The organism is Salipaludibacillus agaradhaerens (genome assembly GCF_002019735.1).
Classification (GTDB): Bacteria; Bacillota; Bacilli; order Bacillales; family Salisediminibacteriaceae; genus Salipaludibacillus; species Salipaludibacillus agaradhaerens.
In genome coordinates this window covers 728,198-746,412 of the sequence record NZ_KV917378.1, presented here as the reverse complement: position 1 = coordinate 746,412, position 18,215 = coordinate 728,198, and the positions used below count along the sequence as shown (strand labels likewise).

The 18,215-nt window shown below is 38.4% G+C and carries 21 protein-coding genes; 20 read left to right on the top strand and 1 reads right to left on the bottom strand.

All coding sequences use genetic code 11. From position 1 onward, the window contains the following. Window positions 1-236: 236 nt before the first annotated feature. From BK581_RS03470 to BK581_RS03425, 10 genes are all read left to right on the top strand, one after another. Window positions 237-1,145, top strand: a complete 909-nt coding sequence (locus BK581_RS03470) for a hypothetical protein (RefSeq protein ID WP_078576857.1) — start codon at window positions 237-239, stop codon at window positions 1,143-1,145. A 91-nt stretch (window positions 1,146-1,236) separates the two neighbouring features. Continuing rightward, the gene (locus BK581_RS03465; RefSeq protein ID WP_078576856.1) at window positions 1,237-2,502 is read left to right on the top strand and encodes a tetratricopeptide repeat protein; all 1,266 of its coding nucleotides are present in this window, start codon (window positions 1,237-1,239) and stop codon (window positions 2,500-2,502) included. A 346-nt stretch (window positions 2,503-2,848) separates the two neighbouring features. Further along, window positions 2,849-3,397 carry a ReoY family proteolytic degradation factor gene (locus BK581_RS03460; RefSeq protein ID WP_078576855.1) on the top strand — a complete coding sequence of 183 codons (549 nt, stop codon included), beginning with the start codon at window positions 2,849-2,851 and terminating at the stop codon, window positions 3,395-3,397. A gap of 151 nt (window positions 3,398-3,548) precedes the next feature. Next, complete coding sequence (locus BK581_RS03455) at window positions 3,549-4,028, top strand: YpiF family protein (RefSeq protein WP_095995525.1); 480 nt, start codon at window positions 3,549-3,551, stop codon at window positions 4,026-4,028. Between the two features lie 132 nt (window positions 4,029-4,160). Continuing rightward, window positions 4,161-4,670: a QcrA and Rieske domain-containing protein gene (locus tag BK581_RS03450; RefSeq protein WP_372898149.1), complete on the top strand. Its 510-nt coding sequence runs from the start codon at window positions 4,161-4,163 to the stop codon at window positions 4,668-4,670. Window positions 4,671-4,683: 13 nt separating this feature from the next. Continuing rightward, on the top strand, window positions 4,684-5,355 hold the full coding sequence (gene qcrB / locus BK581_RS03445) for a menaquinol-cytochrome c reductase cytochrome b subunit (RefSeq protein ID WP_078576852.1): 672 nt from the start codon (window positions 4,684-4,686) through the stop codon (window positions 5,353-5,355). Between the two features lie 32 nt (window positions 5,356-5,387). Beyond that, window positions 5,388-6,209 (top strand): menaquinol-cytochrome c reductase cytochrome b/c subunit, encoded by an 822-nt coding sequence (locus BK581_RS03440; protein WP_078576851.1) that lies wholly within the window; start codon window positions 5,388-5,390, stop codon window positions 6,207-6,209. A gap of 238 nt (window positions 6,210-6,447) precedes the next feature. Then, a complete protein-coding gene (gene lhaT / locus BK581_RS03435) occupies window positions 6,448-7,053 on the top strand; it encodes a lipoprotein heptaprenylglyceryl N-acetyltransferase LhaT (RefSeq protein ID WP_095995586.1) in 606 nt (201 codons plus the stop codon). 78 nt (window positions 7,054-7,131) lie between these two features. Further along, window positions 7,132-7,944, top strand: a complete 813-nt coding sequence (locus BK581_RS03430; RefSeq protein ID WP_078576849.1) for a sporulation protein YpjB — start codon at window positions 7,132-7,134, stop codon at window positions 7,942-7,944. Window positions 7,945-8,027: 83 nt separating this feature from the next. Further along, window positions 8,028-8,717 carry a zinc metallopeptidase gene (locus tag BK581_RS03425; RefSeq protein WP_078576848.1) on the top strand — a complete coding sequence of 230 codons (690 nt, stop codon included), beginning with the start codon at window positions 8,028-8,030 and terminating at the stop codon, window positions 8,715-8,717. A 175-nt stretch (window positions 8,718-8,892) separates the two neighbouring features. Here the strand turns inward: BK581_RS03425 and BK581_RS03420 are convergent, their stop codons facing one another. After that, window positions 8,893-9,765: a YitT family protein gene (locus BK581_RS03420; RefSeq protein ID WP_078576847.1), complete on the bottom strand. Its 873-nt coding sequence runs from the start codon at window positions 9,763-9,765 to the stop codon at window positions 8,893-8,895. Between the two features lie 151 nt (window positions 9,766-9,916). Here BK581_RS03420 and BK581_RS03415 point away from each other — a divergent pair, with 151 nt between their 5' ends. The 10 genes from BK581_RS03415 (at window position 9,917) to panD (ending at window position 18,055) form a co-directional block, all read left to right on the top strand. Next, window positions 9,917-10,261, top strand: a complete 345-nt coding sequence (locus tag BK581_RS03415; RefSeq protein WP_078576846.1) for a nucleotide pyrophosphohydrolase — start codon at window positions 9,917-9,919, stop codon at window positions 10,259-10,261. Continuing rightward, the gene (gene dapB / locus BK581_RS03410) at window positions 10,258-11,052 is read left to right on the top strand and encodes a 4-hydroxy-tetrahydrodipicolinate reductase (RefSeq protein WP_078576845.1); all 795 of its coding nucleotides are present in this window, start codon (window positions 10,258-10,260) and stop codon (window positions 11,050-11,052) included. The genes BK581_RS03415 and dapB overlap by 4 nt, the downstream gene beginning before the upstream one ends. A gap of 126 nt (window positions 11,053-11,178) precedes the next feature. Then, window positions 11,179-11,598 (top strand): methylglyoxal synthase, encoded by a 420-nt coding sequence (locus BK581_RS03405; protein ID WP_078576844.1) that lies wholly within the window; start codon window positions 11,179-11,181, stop codon window positions 11,596-11,598. Further along, on the top strand, window positions 11,585-12,304 hold the full coding sequence (bshB1, locus tag BK581_RS03400) for a bacillithiol biosynthesis deacetylase BshB1 (RefSeq protein ID WP_078576843.1): 720 nt from the start codon (window positions 11,585-11,587) through the stop codon (window positions 12,302-12,304). The genes BK581_RS03405 and bshB1 overlap by 14 nt, the downstream gene beginning before the upstream one ends. After that, window positions 12,301-13,434: an N-acetyl-alpha-D-glucosaminyl L-malate synthase BshA gene (gene bshA, locus BK581_RS03395; protein ID WP_078576842.1), complete on the top strand. Its 1,134-nt coding sequence runs from the start codon at window positions 12,301-12,303 to the stop codon at window positions 13,432-13,434. The genes bshB1 and bshA overlap by 4 nt, the downstream gene beginning before the upstream one ends. 1 nt (window position 13,435) lies before the next feature. Beyond that, window positions 13,436-14,578 (top strand): hypothetical protein, encoded by a 1,143-nt coding sequence (locus BK581_RS03390; RefSeq protein WP_078576841.1) that lies wholly within the window; start codon window positions 13,436-13,438, stop codon window positions 14,576-14,578. Beyond that, window positions 14,575-15,537, top strand: a complete 963-nt coding sequence (locus tag BK581_RS03385) for a biotin--[acetyl-CoA-carboxylase] ligase (protein WP_078576840.1) — start codon at window positions 14,575-14,577, stop codon at window positions 15,535-15,537. Before BK581_RS03390 ends, BK581_RS03385 begins: the two co-directional genes overlap by 4 nt. 410 nt (window positions 15,538-15,947) lie before the next feature. After that, window positions 15,948-16,790: a 3-methyl-2-oxobutanoate hydroxymethyltransferase gene (panB, locus tag BK581_RS03380; RefSeq protein WP_078576839.1), complete on the top strand. Its 843-nt coding sequence runs from the start codon at window positions 15,948-15,950 to the stop codon at window positions 16,788-16,790. Further along, window positions 16,790-17,650, top strand: coding sequence for a pantoate--beta-alanine ligase (gene panC / locus BK581_RS03375; RefSeq protein ID WP_078579836.1), 861 nt, complete (start codon window positions 16,790-16,792; stop codon window positions 17,648-17,650). Before panB ends, panC begins: the two co-directional genes overlap by 1 nt. 21 nt (window positions 17,651-17,671) lie before the next feature. Beyond that, window positions 17,672-18,055, top strand: a complete 384-nt coding sequence (gene panD / locus BK581_RS03370; RefSeq protein WP_078576838.1) for an aspartate 1-decarboxylase — start codon at window positions 17,672-17,674, stop codon at window positions 18,053-18,055. Window positions 18,056-18,215 lie beyond the last annotated feature (160 nt).

Genomic DNA, 18,215 nt, shown 5'->3' with positions numbered 1-18,215 from the left:
TTGTTTAGTCATATTGAGTACCGGGATTAAGACTACGTATATTTTCCCTCTTTCTTTTTGAAAGCTTACTGGCTTAAGCTTTGATGTAGGCTAAATTGTGGTGAGGAATATTGCTTTCGCTAACGAGTATAAAGAAATATTTTCTAATTCGCATGTCTAGAATCTTCTTAAAGTATCTAGCATATCCGACATGTTTAAATCATAGCTTGTCACTAAAAGGGACGGAGTTGGTTGCTATGAAATATGTCATTCAAGTTCATGATGGGAATAATACCGCTGCAAACGTGAAAAAGGTTATTGTGGAAAACGGAATCGTCCAAATATTTAATAACAGTAATATTTCTCAGCGGGTTAAAAATATTGACACGGAAGGTTTTACCGTTCTCCCAGGAAAAGTTATTTTAAAAGAAAATGTTTTGACACATATGACCGAGGGTGATATGATCTCTTTTTCAAAACATATGCTTCTCCACGGATTTTCAACTTTTATTCATCTTATAGATATGAAATATGAAAGTGAAACTGATAAGCTTTTAGAATCATCACGACAGCTATTAAAAAACTGTCTAGTAGATTATGTCCATGCAATAAGGGTCCCTTTGAGACGCTTAACACCGTCTTGGGTGAGAAAATTAAAAAAACTATCTGTTCCACTTATTGTTTTTACGGTGCAAACGATGAATGATATTAATAAGGCATCATGGCAGCGACTAATCGAAGCAGCTTTTCCGTTAAGGACCATGTTTATTCTTGATCAAAAAAACTCAGACTTAACGGAGAGGCAAAAACTTAAAATACAACAACGCTGGGAAGAAACGGTTAAATATAGACGTTTAAACAGTTATTTTCAGCTGCCTGAACAACATGAAGTACTACCTCTTTTATTCTTGAAAAGGTTAGGTTTATATCCACAAAAAGGGACGTTTGATTCAGGGGCCCATGCAGATTATTTTATGTATTGGGAAAAGGATTTAAGTGTCACAACTGAAGAAGTACGGGTGCCTGATGTGATCGTTCTTAGAGGAGAGGTTGTTAAGGCGAGTTCCTATTGGTTTATTGAAGAAATACTAGGTGGCGAATTGACTTCAACAATGCCTGAACAATTTTTGTCAATTAATGAAGTGCATCAATACACAGTTAAATAATTATTGAGAGTTTAATCGCTTTTTTGGTTGACTCGGCGACAGCGTGAGGTAAAATGAGGGCAAAGGTTGATAGAAAGGAAGCATGTAAGACATGAATGAAAAATTAGCACGTGCCATCCAATTAATCGAGCAAGGGCAACATGAAGAAGGATTAAAAAAAGTCGAAAAACTAGAAAAAGAAGCGAATGATGAAACAAAACGTACAATCAGTGAATTATATTATGAATTGGGTTTAGTGGATAAAGCATTATCACTAGTGGAACCACTTATGTTTGCATATCCAGATCATGGGGAACTTTTTGCCTTTGCTGCTGAATGTTATAGTGAACTGGGAAAAGAAGATGAAGCGATTGATATGCTTACAGAAATTAAGAGTAGTGATGCGGCTTATGTACAGGCGCAACTTCTTCTCGCAGATTTATATGAACATCAAGGTTTATCAGAAGTAGCGGAACAGAAACTGCTAGAAGCCATTAAGAATGAACCAGATAATGCGGTTCTTCAATTTGGATTAGGAGAATTCTATTTAAACCGTGGAGAATACAGGCAGTCGATTACTTACTATAAGAAGGCAATTTATCAAGGGGAGCTGCCCGACGATTTGCCAGTGAATCCAAAGTTGAAACTAGCAGAAGCCTATAGTGCCACAGGTGAATTTGAAGATGCAGTGGCTAATTATAAAGAAGGGCTTGAGGACGACGAAACACCTGATGGCTTATTCGGTTATGGCTTTACATCTCTTCAAATAGACGATTATGAGACAGCGATAAGTGTCTTTAATCGACTTATTGAGATGGATCCTGACTATACGACCGTCTACACGTATCTTGCAAAAGCCTATATAGCACAGCAAAAGTTAGACGAGGCTTTGCAAGTATTAGAAGAAGGAATTAAAAAAGATGAATTTAATGAAGACTTATACTTAGAATTAGCAAGGCTCCAATTTTCACGTGGTAATGATCAAAAGGCGGTTGAATTTTTAGAAAAAGTCATCGCCCTCAACCCATCAAATATCTCTGCTGTAAAAGAGCTACTTCTTTACTTTGATGAGGAAGAGGATTATGAGGCGCTCATAGAATTACTGGAATTTCTAGATAACTATAGTGAGTTTGATCCTTTATTTGAACGGTATAGAGGAAAAGCCTTATTTGAGGAAAATGATATAAAAGGGGCAGTGAAGGCCTACGATATTGCGCTAGAATCTTTAAGTAAAGATGAGGTGCTTCTTGAAGAAGCGGCAACGGTGTACTTAGCAGCTGGTAATAAAACACGAGCAGTTACATTATTGGAGGACTTCCTAATGTTGCAACCTCACCGCTTTGACATAGAAGAACGGCTTATTGAATTAAAAAAATAGCAAATTGTGATATAATGATAGTAAGACAACTGTTTGAATGATGTCACAATTGAATGTTTAACAAGTGAACAATGATAACTAGTCTCTAACATCTTTTTTTAACAAGGTTTGATGTAAAGAGGAGCCGTGCATTCAATGTATTTATAGGTCGTTTGTATGATGAAATTTAAAAATAAATTTTTGAAGGATTTTTTAAAACCGTGGCGAATAGTTATCACTATAAAGGCTGTTAGTCGTACATTGGTCATGTTCGTTTAATTGGGAAGTTAGAGCCGCTGTATTTTAGATTGGTAAGTGTACTTAGCTAAAAGAGTTCCTGTCCACATTTTATAGGGAGGGGTTCATGATGACAAATCCAGTTCCGGTTATGGATAAAAGAGAATTTTTAAAATGGTTTCTTGAGTCATATCAGCTAAAACGAAGAGAATGTGCTTGGCTTTTAAACTTTTTGATGAGTGACGATATCTTGATGGAACGGGTACATTTTGTAGAACAAGCAGAACATTGTCCAAAAGCACTCATGATCTCCGCAAATGATGTGGATCATGTTCCATTTGCTTTTCATAAGAATCAACACGTGACGATGGATGCAGAGAAATCATTTCATGATATTCGTTTAAATCGCAACGAGGACATTTTTATTCAACTTAATTTTAAAGATAAACAAATGAACCCTTCATATGTGGCAGTACTTGAAGAAAATCCATATTTACCAGTTAATAATGAAGAAGAGAATTTAAATGGTGTATTGGCTGAAATCATAATTGAAGAATCCCTAAGAAGATTCACTATTAAAAAAATTGAAGAAGAAATTGATGAAGCGTTAATGGCGGGTAATGAATCTAGATTTTATGAACTTGCAGAAAAATATACTCAGTTAAAAGCCCTTGATTAAGGGCTTTTAGTTTGCAGAAGGATGTATATCTTAATGAAGCTGTTTTTCTTATTACCAGTTTTTTCTTAGATGTTTTCAGGATATTCTATTGGCCATCAATACGATACGTTTCAAATGATCGGTCTTCATGATAATACGAGGAGTGAATGAGATGAAATGGCGAGCAGAAAATTTTCTTATGTATGAGCAGGCTAAGGAGTATGTGGATACTGCCTTAATACCGCTTATCCCATTAAAGTGGGGGGAAGAAGAGAAACAAACAATCATAAAAGGGGAATACACGTCTTACTTAGCAGAATATCTAGAAACTCAGTTTACGGGTAGAGTGTTTTTAATGCCCTCCTTCACTTATTTAACAATTGAGCAGACTGAAGATAAGTTGAAAAGGTTAAAGCAGTGGGATAAGCATCTTGTTGATAATGGGTTTAAACATATCATTTACATAACGGCTGATATTACTTGGCGAACCATAGCCCCACAGCTTCCAGATGAGTTAATATGGACACCAGTTTCTACGGTGGAATCAATGGATAAAACGCAATTTCGAGCGACAATAGAGCAGCAGGCAAAAGAGCTAATGCCCATTTTTACGACAAAGTGGCAAGAGGAACCAAAATCTAGAGGAGAATAGGATACTATTCTTCTAAAATGATTATACGGATTTTATTGACAGAGCCTGTTTTTTTGGGCTATCATAATACTGTCTTAGTATGTTTTTATGTGTGAGTTTGTGTTAAGAACTGTAAGTGAAGGAGGGAAGGTCGTGAGTGACGAGAAAAAACACCGGGTGTCTAGACGTCAATTTTTAACTTATACTTTAACAGGTGTAGGCGGTTTCATGGCGGCGGGTATGATAAGCCCTATGGTCAGAATGGCGTTGGACCCTGCGTTAGGGGCAACCGGAGAATCAGATTTTGTATCGGTCGGTATTACTGAAGATCAACTGACTGATGAGCCTCAGCTTGTGAACTTTCAAGTCGAAGTTGACGATGCGTGGTACCAATCAGAACAAGCCCAAACTGCATGGATTTATAAAGATGGCGATGAGATTATTGCATTATCACCTACCTGTACTCATTTAGGCTGTACAGTTAACTGGGATGCCAACGAAAATTACCCAGAGCAGTTTTATTGTCCATGTCATGACGGACGATTTGAGAGAGACGGGACAAACATTCCAGGTACGCCACCGACGCGACCGTTGGACATCTATGAAGTGGAAGTCCGTGACGGAGCGATTTATCTTGGACAAATCATTCAGCGTAATGCTTAAGGGGGCGTAAGAAATGCTGCAAAAAATATATGATTGGGTAGACGAGCGGTTAGATATCACACCGATGTGGCGTGATATTGCGGATCATGAAGTGCCAGAGCACGTCAATCCGGCTCATCATTTCTCAGCTTTTGTTTATTGTTTTGGCGGTCTAACTTTTTTCGTTGTCGTCATTCAAATACTGTCCGGTATGTTCTTAACAATGTACTATGTTCCGGATATCATTCATGCATATGAATCTGTTTACTATCTTCAAAATGAAGTGACTCACGGGATGATCGTTCGAGGAATGCATCATTGGGGAGCAAGTCTTGTCATTGTCATGATGTTTCTTCATACATTGAGGGTTTTCTTTACCGGTTCATATAAAAAACCTCGTGAATTAAACTGGGTCGTTGGTGTCTTGCTCTTTTTTGTTATATTAGGACTTGGCTTTACAGGCTACCTACTTCCTTGGGATATGAAAGCTTATTTTGCTACTGTTGTAGGCTTGGAAATTGCAGAAAGTGCACCGATAATTGGTGGTTTTGCAAGAACATTGTTAGCCGGTGGTGAGATTATCGGAGCGCAAACATTAACACGATTCTTTGCAATTCACGTATTCTTCCTACCTGGTGCGTTATTAGGATTATTGGGGGCCCACTTTTACATGATTCGTAAGCAAGGAATTTCTGGACCGCTGTAAAAGATGGTTGGAAGTGAAAAGGAGGAAAAGCTATGCATCGCGGGAAAGGGATGAAGTTTGTTGGTGACTCACGTGTCCCAGCAGAACGGAAACCGAATATACCGAAGGATTATTCAGAATACCCAGGGAAAACAGAAGCCTTCTGGCCGAATTTTTTACTTCGTGAGTGGATGGTTGGTGCTGTTTTTCTCGTTGGATTTTTAGTTCTTACTGTTGCTCATCCGGCACCGTTAGAACGAATGGCGGATCCCACTGATTCTGGTTACATACCGTTGCCAGACTGGTATTTTCTATTTTTATACCAGTTACTGAAGTATGAATTTGCAGCTGGTCAGTACACCGTTATTGGGGCAGTCGTTATTCCAGGATTAGCTTTTGGGGCATTGCTATTAGCTCCTTGGCTCGATACTAGTAAAGAACGACGGCCGCTCAAACGCCCGATTGCTAGTAGTTTAATGTTACTGGCTGTGGCTTCGATTATTTTCCTTACGTGGGAATCTGTTGACGACCATGACTGGGAAGCAGCAGCCCAGCAAGGAGAAATAGTAGAAGACATTGAAGTTGACGAATCCGCTGCAGGATACGAGATTTATCAATCACAAGATTCCTGTATCGGTTGTCACGGTGGAGACATGTTAGGTGGTGCTGCAGGACCAAACATATTTGAGAGTGATTATGAAACAGAAGACGTGATGGAGATCATTCAAAATGGTATTGGTGATATGCCTGCAGATCAATTTGATGGGACCGATGAAGAGCTTGAGATATTAGCGGCCTTCATTGCTAATGACGGACAGGATCCGGAGAACGGAAACGGTGCCAGCGAGGAAGACGAAGAAGCAGGAAACGACTAATTTCAAACAAGGAGGAGCGTCCGAGTGAGGCCCCCTCCATTAGGAGAAAAGGAGCCAGGTGCCACCGTGCATTTACTGGCTTCTTTTTTTATTGTGGGCCTAGTTATGACTATTTTTACTATTTGAAGTTTTTAGTGACTTATCTTTAGTTATTAGTTCAGCATGAAAATCGTTGGTAAAAAGATTAGAAATTGATAGAATAAAAAGCATAATGATTGAGAAGGAAGCGATAGAGATGATGATATACTTACATACAATTTTACGTCAACGTTGGTTTATTGCTTTATTACTTATAATAAATATAGCCGGAACTATATATGGATATATGTGGTATGACAATCAGCTTGCAACAACGCCAATTCACTTTATGATATTTGTGCCAGATAGCCCGACGGCTAGTTTATTTTTCTGTTTTGTATTAGCTGCCTTTTTGTTCGGGAGAAATTTACCACTGTTTGAAGCACTTGCCGCTGTCACCTTACTTAAATACGGCATTTGGGCTGTCGTCATGATATTAGCGGCAGCAGCAGCAGGAACACCAATTGGCATACTTAATTATATGTTGATCGTGTCTCACTTGGGGATGGCTATACAAGGATTATTATATACTCCTTATTACAGGATTAAAGGCTGGCATTTGATTGTCGTGGCTGTTTGGACACTTCACAATGATGTGATTGATTATGTCTATGGGATGCATCCGTGGGTTGCGTCATCCATTCAGCCTTATATCCAAGAGATTGGTTACTTTACATTTTGGTTGAGCATTAGTTGTCTTTTAGTTGTATACTGGTTAAATAAATTATATAACGACTATACAATTGAAGGGTTTTCAAACAGATAACGATATTTCTTCTCTGTTTTCGGTCTACTCTTGTCCTTTTTTTCATAGGATGAACTATGATAAAGAGGAGGGACAGGCATGACGATGGATTGGATGAAAAAAATAAGCATACTATGCGTATTAATAATTCTCTGTCTCGATTTCACTGTCGGAGCAAGTGAAGATCACAATTGGGTTCAGTTAAATCGGTCAACTGATACGATTTTAAAATATGTCAAAGATTATCATTACGAGGAAGCTTTAGAACTTCTTGAAAAATTTTCTGATGATTTTCTTCAATTGGAACGTGATGAAAATGACTTAACGATGACTCAATTACAAGTGATCACAGAAACATATGAAGATGCTGTTGAAGCAGTTAAGAGGACATCACTACCACACGAGAAAAGGGTCCAACAAGTATATAAATTACGTTTACTTACAGATGTCTTTTTGAATAACCATGAACCATTGTGGAAACAAACGGAGCCTCTATTTCAGAACGAGCTGTCAAAAATGTTGGAAGACATATCTAACGAATCATTTCCTGAAGAGACGAATATTACTCGCTTAATCGCTTATTATAAAACCGTTGAACCAGCATGGCATGTGAGTTTGTCTGATTCGCAATTTCAACGCTTGCATTCCCAAGTGGTATTTCTGAAAAAGATGTCAGAAGGTACGCCATCAAAAACGGAGTGGGAAAGACATATTGAGCTTCTACAGCAATCATTTACAGAAGTATTCGAGGGTAATAATGTTGAAGAAGATACTGATCCATCTCTTTACTGGTTTATTATCACAGTGAGTAGTGCCATTTTTAGCGGTCTCACATATGCCGGTTGGAAAAAGTATGTAGGGCATAAGGACCGAAAGAAACACATGTCTAATCGGAAAAGTGAAAGAGGGTAAAAAGTCAAATTTGTTGACAGCTTAGTTCGGATTGACTAAGATTATAATAAATTCACAACAGTGAAAAACAGGAGGAATCAATTATGTTTGGATCTTTAGGCGGATACCTAATATATATTGCCATTTTAATGATTATCCCATTATGGGCCCAGTCCCGAGTTAAAAATACGTATCGTAAATATTCACAAGTAGCTTCATCATCTCGTATGAGTGGTGCCGAAGTTGCAAAGCAAATCTTAAATGATAATGGTCTTTATGATGTAAATGTTGAACCTATCAAAGGTCGATTAACGGACCACTATGATCCCAGGAAAAAAGTAGTCAGACTATCAGAGCATAACTATTACGGCCATTCTGTTGCTGGTGCAGCAGTTGCTGCCCATGAAGTAGGGCATGCTCTTCAAGATGCAGAAGGATATAGTTTCTTGAAATTTCGATCTGCTTTAGTCCCGGTTGCAAGCTTCGGATCAAACATTTCTATTTTTTTAATATTAGGCGGGATGCTTTTAACAATAACTGAATTGTTCCTTGCGGGGATTGTTCTCATGTCTTTTGCTGTATTATTCCAACTCGTGACCTTACCTGTGGAATTTAATGCGTCAAGCAGAGCGATGGATCAAGTAGTGTCTCTTGGGGTTATCCGTAATGATGAAGAGCGAGAAACAAAGAAAGTGTTGGATGCTGCAGCGTTAACTTATGTAGCTGCGGCGTTAGTGGCTGTAGCCGAGTTAGTTCGTTTTATTTTAATGTATGTCATGATGAATAGAGATTAACGTTGACTATTATAAGATATAGAATATCAAAAGCTTCATGGGGACGATATGTGTCCATGAAGCTTTTTAAACGTGTGAGGGAATAGCGGAGCCACCCTTAAACATTCATAATCTTGTTAAGTTTTGAAAGTGTTATTTATTAAGAAGGAGTCCTTAAAGAAAGAATGAGTTCTCCTTATAAATCAAAAGGCTTTTTATTTTCGTCAAGAGTAAAGCCCTCACCTAATACGTCTTGTACATCTGTTAACGTTACAAAGGCATGAGGATCCACCTTTGCAATAAGATTTTTAAGACGAACCATTTCATTCCTGCCCACAACACAATATAAAACGTCTCGATCATGTCCTGTAAAAGTTCCCTTCCCCTTAAGAATGGTGGCACCTCTGTCCATTTCACGCATAATGGTAGAGGAGATATCAGAGGCGTGGTCCGAAATAATCATGGCAGCTTTTCCTGAATATGCACCTTGCTGCATGAAATCGATGACTTTAGCAGATACGAACACAGCGAGTAACGTATACATAGCTTCTCTATAATTTAAATAAAATAAAGACGAAGTAATGACCAACGCATCAAAGATAAACATTGTTCGTCCCATGCTCCAGCCAAAGTACTTAAAACCGAGCTTAGCAATGATATCCACACCGCCCGTCGTCCCACCGAACCTAAAGACGACACCTAGCCCTGTACCGATAAATACCCCAGCAAAAAGGGCAGCGAGTGTCAAGTCATCATCCAAAGGGAGAGCAAACCACTTATAGCGCTGAAAAAGCCATAAAAACACGGAGACGGCAACAGTGCCAATCAACGTGTAAATAAATGCGTTCCTCCCTAAAACTTTCCACCCTAAGATGAACAGTGGTATATTTAAGACAATATTTGAGTAAGCGGGATCAATATTTAAAATAAAATATAAAATAAGCGTAATACCAGTAAAGCCTCCGTCTGCTAAATTATTTTCCATATTAAAATAAACGAGTCCAAAAGACATAATCGCAGTCCCTAATAAAATAAAAAAGATATTTTTAAATTGAATTTTTGCAATCATATCGCACCTCCTTATGTTACCATCAATGTGATTTATTATATAAGATCAGAGGAATAGGATCAATTTAATTAAAAATATTTGTCAAAAAGGTTTGTTTTCGCTACGATAAGCGTGGGAGCCTTTAGAGTAATGAAAGGAACGTGGTTTAAACATGGCAGAAAAATCTATTGCCGACATGCAACAAGAGGTTGATGCTTACATATCGCAATTTAAAGAAGGCTATTTTTCGCCGTTGGCTATGATGGCGAGACTAACAGAAGAAATGGGAGAATTAGCAAGGGAAATAAACCATTTCTACGGAGAAAAACCGAAGAAACATTCCGAAGAAGAAAAGTCAATGGAACAGGAAATGGGAGATGTATTATTTGTTATGATTTGCATGGCAAATTCTTTAGACATTGATCTTGAAGAAGCTTTCCGCCTCGTGATGAGTAAATTTCAAAAAAGGGATAAGGATCGCTGGACAAAAATTGAGGAATCGGAGGAAACGACATGATAAATATAGTCATAGCAGGACCACGCGGAAACATGGGGAAGGAAGCAGTGAAAATGGTGACAAAAGACCCTGACTTCCGTTTAACGGCTGTCGTTGATCGTAAATATAATGGTTTTCAAATGAAAGACGTAGAAGAAATGCCAGACCTTGATGTGCCAGTTTTTGAAGATATGGCTGAATGTTTTCAACAGGTGTCATGTGAGGTGCTCATTGACTTAACCAGTCCTGAATCAGGTAAGAAACATATGCTCACTGCCTTTGATTATGGTGTTCGACCTGTAGTAGGAACAACGGGTTTTACAGAGGAGGACATTAAAGAACTTTCTCTTATAGCGGAAGAAAAAGAGTTAGGTGCTATTATCGCCCCTAATTTTGCTATCGGGGCGATCTTATTGATGAAGTTTTCTCAGCAAGCAGCTAAATATCTTTCAGATGTGGAAATAATTGAACAGCATCATGATCGGAAATTAGATGCGCCTTCTGGAACAGCTGTTAAAACAGCAGAACTGATTTCGGAAGTGAGAGAAACTAAACAACAAGGTCATCCTGATGAAACAGAGCAACTTAAGGGAGCTCGTGGTGCAAACTATGAGGGAATGCGTATACATAGTGTTCGCTTGCCAGGACTTGTAGCACATCAAGAGGTTATTTTTGGTGGTGAAGGACAATCGCTGAAGCTGCGACATGATTCTTTTAATAGAGCTTCATTTATGCCAGGGGTAAAACTAGCGTGTGAGACAGTGTTGACATTACCGGGACTTGTTTATGGTCTAGATCAGATCATTGACTAGGTCAAACGGGTTTAATGACATGCTAACTGATACTCTAAATAATTTTTCAATCTCGTTAAGTATAGTTGCATATAATAAAATAAAATTTATAAAACCGACTCATTATAGAAGATGGAGGGTACTTTTATGAATATAGCGTTCATTGCCCATGATAAAAAGAAAGATGATATTGTGCGATTTGCAATGGCTTATGAAAAAGTATTAGAAAGCCACGAGCTATTTTCCACGGGGACCACAGGTAAACGAATCATGGCAGAGACGTCCTTAAAAATTCATCGATTCAAGTCCGGACCATTAGGTGGAGATCAGCAAGTAGGTGCACTTATTGCAGATAACAAGATGGATTTAGTTATATTTTTTAAAGACCCTCTCACAGCACAGCCGCACGAACCTGATATTACAGCACTTATAAGACTGTGTGACGTATATACGATTCCTTTAGCTACCAATATGGCGACTGCGGAAATCTTATTGTCAGGCTTACAACGTGGTGAATTCAAATGGCGAGAAATAATTAAAGAGGAAAAGCAATATGACGAGCTTTAAATACGATATCATGGCTGTCGGTGCTCATCCAGACGATGTTGAAATTGGGATGGGTGGTACCATAGCGAAATATACACGTTTAGGTAAAAAAGTGGTGATCGTTAATTTAACTGAAGCTGAACTATCTTCAAATGGAACAGTTGAAATCAGGCAAAAAGAAGCAGAAAATGCGTGTGAACAACTAGGGATACAGGCACGTGTACAACTTCGATTCCCTGATAGAGGCCTTCTAGCATCTCGCCAGCAGGCGACTGATGAGCTCGTGACATTAATAAGGCAATATAGGCCACGACTCGTGTTTGCCCCTTTCCATAAAGATCGTCACCCTGACCACGGACATTGTGGTGATATATGTCGAGAAGCTGTTTTCTCTGCTACTATAAAAAACTATTTACCACTTGAATCTAGTAAGCGTTTTTACGTACAAGCTTTATACTACTATCAAATTAACGGCACCTCACAACCAGATTTTCTTATCGATATTAGTGGTGATCAAGAAACGAAATACAAGGCATTAGCATGCTTTAAGAGCCAATTTAATCAAGAGACTAATTCACTCAAAACACCTTTGAATTCTGGATATATAGACTTATTGCAAGCAAGAGAAAAACTGTTAGGTGCTGAAGCAGGTACTTCTGCAGCAGAAGGTTTTTTTTGCGAAAAACCACCACTTATACATGATCTGTTAGGAGACTCAATAAAATGACCTATAAAATTGGGATTACATGCTATCCTACCGTAGGTGGTTCTGGAGTAGTAGCAACTGAATTAGGCAAAGCACTGGCTGAAAAGGGACATCAGATTCATTTTATTACGTCTAGTTTACCTTTTAGACTTGACGAACAAAAGGCAAATATTTATTTTCATGAAGTAGTTGTTAATCAATATTCTGTCTTTCGCTACCCTCCATATGATCTTGCTTTAGCAAGTAAAATGGCTGAAATAATAAAGTGTGAAGAACTTGATATCTTACATGTTCACTACGCTATTCCACATGCTATAAGTGCTTATTTAGCAAAAGAGATGGTCGATCGAGATGTGAAAATAGTCACGACACTTCATGGGACTGATATTACAGTGCTAGGTTATGACCCTTCGTTGTCCGATATGATTAAGTTTGGAATCGAAAAATCTGATGCAGTTACAGCTGTTTCCCGTGACTTAATTCACCAAACAAAATCTCTTTTACATATTCAACGATCAATTTCACCAGTCTATAATTTTGTTGATGAACGAATCTATTATCCTAGGGAAACTGACGAGTTGAGAAAATCTTTTGAAATAGACTCAGATGTTCATATCATTTCACATGTCTCTAATTTTCGTAAAGTTAAACGAGTACAAGATGTGGTACGTGTTTTTGAAAAAGTACAACAAAAAACGAGAGCTGTTTTAATGTTGATTGGCGAAGGACCAGAGTTACCAGTCATTAAAGACCTTGTGAAAAACTTAAAACTCTCTCACCTTGTCTTTTTCCTTGGTAATCAAAAGAGAGTTGCAGAAATCGTTTCAATGAGTGATGTAAAATTACTGCTTTCTGAAAAAGAGAGTTTTGGACTTGTCATTTTAGAAGCGATGGCATGCGGTGTCCCTGTCATAGGGACAAATATAGGTGGAATACCGGAAGTTATCGAGGATGGGAAAAGCGGTTTTATTTGCGAAGTGGGGGATATTGAGAGTATTGCAGCTCGAACACTTTATTTACTTAAAAATCCGATGGTAAGAAAACAAATGTCACAGGAAGCATTAAAGCGAGCGACCGTCACATTTCATCAAAATCGAATTGTAGCTGATTATGAACAAATTTATCATAATGCATTGAAAGAGTTGAGGTAATATGAACGGGGAAAAGGCTGGCCGATACGTCATAACGACATTAGAAGCAGCGGGCTACTCTGCATACTTAGTAGGTGGGGCTGTTAGAGATTATTGTAGAGGTGTTACAAACCGAGACATAGATGTGGCTACCTCAGCAAACGTGGAGGACATCCAAACTCTTTTTACGAAAACAATTGATGTGGGGATAAAGCACGGTACGCTCGTCATTCCTATTATGGGAATACCTGTGGAAGTAAGTACGTTTAAAGGTCAGACAATTGAAGAAGATTTATCAAAGAGAGACTTTACTATAAATGCCATGGCTATTGGGAAAGATGGACACTTGATTGACCCATTTGGCGGACAGCAAGATGTGAGTAAAAGTGTTTTAAGAACGATTCATAATAGTGACACACCGTTTATTGAGGATCCTCTTCGCTTATTAAGAGCTTTAAGGTTTGCGTTGACGTTTAACCTCATAATTGATCATACGACCCAAATCCATATTAATCATCACGCGAAATTAATTCATAATACGGCAGTGGAAAGAATAGCTAATGAAATTGAGAAAATGACTAAACCAGTTATGCTGAGAAGGGATTGGAAAAGGCTATTCTCTCAACCACTCATAGCAGAATTGCCGTTCGTTTTTAGTGATGAACAAATTTCAAATATATTAAAGAACTATAAAGAGGCGACTCTTTTTAATAGTCCTTTAGCTTGGTGGGTATATGTGTTATATCAGCCATCTCATGATAAAATGCGAGAGGCTCTTAATTTTTATAAGCGATCTAAAGAGCTTTCTAAAAATGTGTTAATGATTCAACAGTCGGTTAATGATTATTTTGAGCATGGTTGGCAAGACTGGGATGTATATCGGTTAGGTGAGGAACGTCTTCATATTGCTATGTCTCTTCTTAATGATTTAACAAAAGGAAACTTTGACGCGACATTTTGGCAAAGAAAATTTCTCATGTTGCCGATAAAAAAGAAAGAGGATATGTACATAAATGGGAAAATCATCCTTTCTCACTACGCAGACTTGTCTGGTCGGGAGTTAGGTAGAGTATTAGACCAGTTAGAAAGAGATGTCGTAGCTGGTGTTTTAAAAAATCATGAAAAAGCTTTGTTAGATAGAGTTGAAGAGGTGTTGAATAAATGAAAGGGCAAGTACTTAAGTTACTCAGAGAACATAATACAACTTTTCTCTCTGGCGAAAAGATGAGTCAAGTGATAGGGTGCAGTAGAACGGCTATTTGGAAACATATAGATGCGTTACGTAAGGAAGGCTATGATATTGTTGCTAGTCAAAATAAGGGCTATCAACTTAGAGACACGTACCCAATGTTAAGTGAACATGAAATCTTGTCATATTTGCCTAATGATTCTCTATTTACAAATGTCATCTTTTACCGATCAATTAATTCAACTCAGATGGCTGCACAAAAGCAGGTGAGTGATGGTATGACTCACGGTACTTTAGTTGTTGCTGATGAACAAACAAATGGAAAAGGGAGACTGGGGAGGACATGGCATTCTGAAAAGGACTCAGGTGTGTGGATGAGCTTAATCGTCAAACCAGACATTGCTTTTGAACAAGCGCCACAACTTACACTGCTAACTGCGGTTTCTGTAACACGTGCTATTGAAAAGCTGTCAAAGGTCAACGTAACGATTAAATGGCCTAATGACCTTTTAATCAATGGAAAGAAAGTGTGTGGAATTCTGACAGAAATGCAGGCAGATACTGATCGGTTATTATCGGTTATTATTGGCATTGGTTTAAATGTAAACCATAAGCAATTTCCTGACCCATTAACGGATATAGCTACTTCCCTTTTTATTGAAACAGGTAAAACCTATGATCGTTCCCAGCTAATAGGGGGGATATTAGATGAATTCACTAAACTTTACCAGCTTTATTTAGATGATGGCTTCACTATAATTAAACCTTTATGGGAAGCGCATGCTTCGTCAACTGGAAAGAAGATAAGTGCAAGAACTGCGACAACTGTAATTGAAGGAATAGCATTAGGTATTGATAACGAAGGTGTCTTACTGTTAGAAGATGAAGCTGGCAAGGTACATAAAATATATTCGGCTGATATAGATTTACATTAACAGAGAAATAATCGTGATGACGTCATAGCGTAATGTATGAGACGCTTGGCGTCTTTTCCAAATTGCTTTATAATAAAGACAGGACAGTATCGGTTACGAGCTGTACCATGAAGTGTAAGTACAACTAAAATGAATGGCTGCCTTGATCCAGCGCGGACGGGGACAGAGGGTTGAACAAGAAACAGTGACATGGTAAGTAGGGCCGTCCAGCATTAGATCTTGCTGGTGTCTTTTCCCGTGTTCCTGATAAGCTCAAAGTAACCTTCTCTCCAATCGAGAAGGTTTTTTCATTGAGTAGCTGTCTTAGTTAGTCATTTTTTCACCTATTATTAGGGGAAGGAATAACGTAAAAATGGCAGCTTGTTCAAATGGTATCCTTCTTTCCCTTTCAAATTGAAAGGAGTAGGAGAATGAAAACGACAAAAGACTTTAAAAAGATGAAAAAAAATGGCGAGCAAATTGTTATGGTAACAGCGTACGATGCGCCAGCAGCGGGGATAGCTGAAACTGCAGGTGTAGATTGTTTACTTGTTGGAGATTCCCTCGGAATGGTCGTATTAGGCTATGAATCCACAGTACCTGTCACACTGGATGATATGGTGCATCATACGAAAGCAGTTAAACGAGGCGCTCGTGAGACATTTATTATAACTGACATGCCCTTTCTCACGTATCATTCGTCACGTTCAGAGACGATAAAGCATGCTCGAAGATTAGTTCAAGAAGCAGGGACCCATGCTATTAAAATGGAGGGGAACGGCGATGTCCTTACTTACACGAAATATCTTGTTGATGCTGGCGTTCCTGTTGTCAATCATTTAGGTTTAACTCCCCAATCAGTAGGTGTATTTGGCGGCTACCATGTTCAAGGGAAACAAGAAAGGGATGCTGAAAGGTTAAAAAACGATGCGATTAAAACAGAAGAAGCAGGTGCATGTATGCTTGTCCTTGAATGTGTCCCTGAATCATTAGCTCAACAAATTTCTCAGTTATTAACTATTCCTGTTATCGGTATAGGCGCCGGGAGATTTACTGATGGTCAAGTGCTCGTTTACCACGATATTATCGGATATAATGACGGTCATGTACCGAAATTTGTAAAACAGTATGCCGATATAAATGAAATAGTAAAAAACGCCATCAGTCAGTTCAGTTATGATGTGAAAAAAAGACATTTCCCTGAACAAGCACATGTCTTTCAGCCGCTAGAAACGAGTGTGTCACACCTCTACGGTAAAGGTGATATAACGTGATAAAACACATTAAAAATATTGCCCGGATGAAAGAGGAAGTTGCGCAATTAAAGGCAGATGGAAAAACGATTGGTTTTGTACCCACAATGGGTTTTTTGCATGATGGGCATTTACAACTCGTAGAAAAAGCGAAACAACAGGTAGATGTTGTGATAATGAGTATCTTCGTAAATCCACTTCAGTTTGGTGAAAATGAGGATTTTGATAGTTATCCTAAAGACTTAGAAAAAGATTTACATCTAGCAGAGCAGCATGGTGTTCACCAGTTATTCACCCCTACTGCAGCTGAGATGTATCCTGACACTATGAGTATTAAAATGATTGTGCAAAGAGGAGCAGATATTCTGTGTGGTTCAAGTAGACCTGGCCACTTTGATGGGGTAGCTACAGTCGTTATGAAACTATTTAACATTATTGAACCTGACATCGCTTATTTTGGAATGAAAGATGCTCAGCAGGTGGCTATTATAAAGCAAATGGTAGCTGATTATCATTTAAATCTTACCATCGTGCCTGTCCCTACTGTAAGAGAAAAAGATGGGTTGGCAATGAGTTCGCGTAACGTCAATTTATCACATATGGAAAGGCAGGAAGCTCCTCACATTTATAAAACACTTGCTGAAGCAAAAAACAAGGCGTTACAAGGACATTTTAAGACGGTGGCTGGGCTTGAGGACTGGGTGAAACAAGCGCTGAAAAGGGACTTGAAGTTGGGGCGAATTGATTACATTACATGTCTAAAATTCCCGGAACTAATACGTCCAGGTGCACTAACAGGAAGTGTTATACTGGCTACTGCTGTTCACTATGAACAAGTGAGACTTATTGATAATGTTATGTGGGAACAATTTCCTATTTAAATAATAAGGAGAGATAATCATATGTATCGTGAAATGATGAGTGGTAAAATTCACCGGGCAACAGTCACAGAAGCAAACTTAAATTACATTGGAAGTATTACGATTGATAGCGATCTTTTAAATGCAGTTGGCATGTTAGAGAATGAAAAAGTTCACGTTGTTAACAACAATAATGGTGCTCGCCTTGAAACGTATATTATAGCTGGAACTCCTGGCTCAAAAACCATCTGTTTAAATGGCGCTGCGGCCCGTTACGTTCAACCAGGAGATAAAGTTATTATTATGTCGTATAAGTGGATGGAAGAGAGGGAAGCTCATAAACATGTCCCTACTGTTGCTATTTTGAATGATCAAAACGATATTCTAGACATACTGGGGACTGAACCAGAAGCGACGATTAAATAATTAAAAAACTCTCTTAACAGCTTATAGCATGTTAAGAGAGTTTTTAATGGCTTATAAGAGTTATAGAATTGGTTAGTCTGGTTTATCACAAATAAGCGTCCGTAAAACACCCACTGATTGAAGGTTCGTTTGTATGCATCGAGGCCATTTCTCTGATGGA